Genomic DNA, 2185 nt, shown 5'->3' on the forward strand with positions numbered 1-2185 from the left:
TCGATATCCCGCAAGGCGCGATCATCACCAGCGCCTACATCCAGTTCCAGGCCAATGAGGTGAAGACCGGCGCGACCTCGCTGGTGATCAAGGGCCAGGACACCGACGACGCAAGCGCCTTCACCAGCACCAGCTTCAATGTATCGTCACGGGCAACGACCGACGCGTCGGCGACTTGGACGCCGGCCCCGTGGACCACGGTGGGCGAGCAGGCCCTGGCCGAGCGCACGCCCGACCTGACGGCTATCGTCCAGGAGATCGTCAGCCGCTCGGGCTGGGCGGCGGTCAACGATATGGCGTTCCTGATCACAGGCACCGGCACGCGCACAGCCGATTCCTACGAGTACAATCCGACCAGCGCGCCGCTGCTGCACATCGAATATGTCTTGCCCGGATCCGGAAGTCCGGTGGCCTTCAACACGCCTGCCGATGCCGATCCCACTGCCAACCAGATCGCCGAGCTCGCCGCGGCGGGAGCGCCGACCGGGATCACCGCTTCGGCCACGGATCCCGACGCCGGCGCGACCGTCACCTACAGCCTCAACGACTCGCGTTTCGACATCAATGCCAATACCGGCGTCATCACGCGCTCGGGCACAGGCACGCTCGACTTCGAAACCCAGTCGTCCATCAATCCGACGGTGACGGCAATCTCTTCCGACGGCAGCACCGCCACCACGAGCTTCACCCTCGATGTCCTCGACAGCCCGGAGCCGATCGCGTTCAACACGCCGCCGGATGCCAACACCGCGGCCAACCAGATCGGCCAGAACGCTGCCGCCGGCACCGCCGTCGGCATCACCGCTTCGGCCACGGATCCCGATGCCGGCTCGACTGTCGCCTACACGATCGACGACACGCGGTTTGCCATCAGTTCCAGCACCGGCGTCATCACGCGATCAGGTACCGGCACGCTCAACGCCCAGTCCGAGCCGTCTGTGAACCTCACCGTCACCGCCACCTCGTCGGACGGGAGCGTCGTCACGCACCCCTTCACCGTCGCCGTCACAGCCGGCCAACAGCCTGTGGCCTTCAACACTCCGCCCGACTCCAACCCCGGTGCCAACCAGATCGCCGAGCTCGCCGCGGCGGGAGCACCCACGGGCATCACCGCTTCGGCCACGGATCCCGATGCCGGCTCGACGGTCACCTATAGCCTCAACGACACGCGCTTCGCCATTGCTGCCAATACCGGCGTCATCACGCGCTCGGGCACAGGCACGCTCGACTTCGAAACCCAGTCGTCGATCGACCTGACGGTGGCGGCAACCTCTTCCGACGGCAGCACGGCCAACAAGGTCTTCACCCTCGCCGTCCTCGACAGCCCGGAACCGGTTGCGTTCAACACGCCGCCCGATGCCAACACCGCGGCCAACCAGATCGGCCAGAACGCTGCCGCCGGTACTGCCGTCGGCATCACCGCTTCGGCCACGGATCCCGATGCCGGCTCGACGGTCACCTACAGTCTCAACGACCCGCGCTTTGCCATCAATCCCAGCACCGGTGTCATAACACGCTCGAGCACCGGCACGCTCAACGCCCAGTCCGAGCCGACGGTTGCGCTCACGGTCACCGCGACCTCGTCGGACGGCAGCACCAACACCCACGCCTTCAATGTTGACGTCACCGGCGGCAGCACGCCTGGGACTTTCGAGGCCAGGGTGGCGGCCGCAGGCGACGATGTCGAGGAGAAAGGTTCCGGCTCGATTTCGAGCAACGTCAGTGATCTGGAACTGGGCTTTGACGGCTCTACCCGCCAGACGGTCGGTCTCCGCTTCACCGGTATCGACATCCCGCAAGGCGCGATCATCACCAGCGCCTACATCCAGTTCCAGGCCAATGAGGTGAAGACCGGCGCGACCTCGCTGGTGATCAAGGGCCAGGACACCGACGACGCAAGCCCCTTCACCAACACCAGCTTCAATGTATCGTCACGGGCAACGACCGACGCGTCGGCGACTTGGACGCCGGCCCCGTGGACCACGGTGGGCGAGCACGTCCAGGCCGAGCGCACGCCAGACCTCACGGCTATCGTCCAGGAGATCGTCAGCCGCTCGGGCTGGGCGGCGCTCAACGACATGGCCTTCCTGATCACCGGCACCGGCACGCGCACCGCCGATTCCTACGAATACAATCCCGCCAGCGCGCCGCTGCTGCACATCGAATATGTCTTGCCGGGATCCGG

Annotated in this window: 1 pseudogene; it reads left to right on the forward strand. The window is 66.0% G+C overall.

The features are described 5' to 3' along the window. Window positions 1-2185, forward strand: a pseudogene (locus CK222_RS33320) (hypothetical protein); the annotation flags it as partial.

This window comes from Mesorhizobium sp. WSM3866, assembly GCF_002294795.1.
In the GTDB taxonomy this organism is placed as follows: Bacteria; Pseudomonadota; Alphaproteobacteria; order Rhizobiales; family Rhizobiaceae; genus Mesorhizobium.